This window comes from Streptomyces alkaliphilus (genome assembly GCF_014141535.1).
Classification (GTDB): Bacteria; Actinomycetota; Actinomycetes; order Streptomycetales; family Streptomycetaceae; genus Streptomyces; species Streptomyces alkaliphilus.
The window spans coordinates 1-660 of record NZ_VKHT01001593.1 but is presented as its reverse complement, the minus strand read 5'-3'; the positions used below and the strand labels follow the sequence as shown (position 1 = coordinate 660).

Annotated in this window: 1 pseudogene; it reads left to right on the top strand. The window is 79.1% G+C overall.

Annotated features, from left to right (window positions below):
* Positions 1–660, top strand: a pseudogene (locus FNQ90_RS25855) (SidA/IucD/PvdA family monooxygenase); the annotation flags it as partial.

The window sequence follows — 660 nt, the reverse complement described above, 5'->3', positions numbered from 1 at the left end:
CTCCCCGGCCGCGACCGCTACCGGGGGCGGGTGCTGCACACCGTCGATTACCGGGGCCCGGAGGAGTTCACCGGCCGCCGCGTGGTCGTGGTGGGTGGCGGCAACTCCGGCGCGCAGATCGCCGCCGACCTCGCCCCGCACGCCCGGGTTCTGTGGGTCGCCCGTCGACCGCCGCGCTTCCTGCCCGACGACATCGACGGCCGCGCGCTCTTCGACACCGCCACCGCCCGCCGCCGGGCCCTGGAGGCGGGCCGCCCCGATCCCGGCGGCGTCGCGGCCCTCGGCGACGTGGTGGTCACCGAGGCGGTGCGCGAAGCCCGGGACCGGGCCGCGCTCACCGCCCTGCCGATGTTCGACCGGCTCGAACCCGAGGAACCCCGGTGGGCGGACGGCACCGTGCGCCCGGCCGACGCGATCATCCTGTGCACCGGCTTCCGCCCCGCCCTCGCCCACCTCGCCCCGCTGCGGCTGCGCCGCACCCGGGGACGGATCCCGGTCGAGGGCACCCGCTCGGTGGACGAACCGCGCCTCTTCCTCCTCGGGTACGGCGACTGGACCGGGCCGGCCTCCGCGACCCTCATCGGCGTCGGGCGGCCGGCGCGGGAGACGGCCGCCGCCGTCGCCGCCGTCACGGAGGCCGACCGCCGCGCGGGGGAGCCG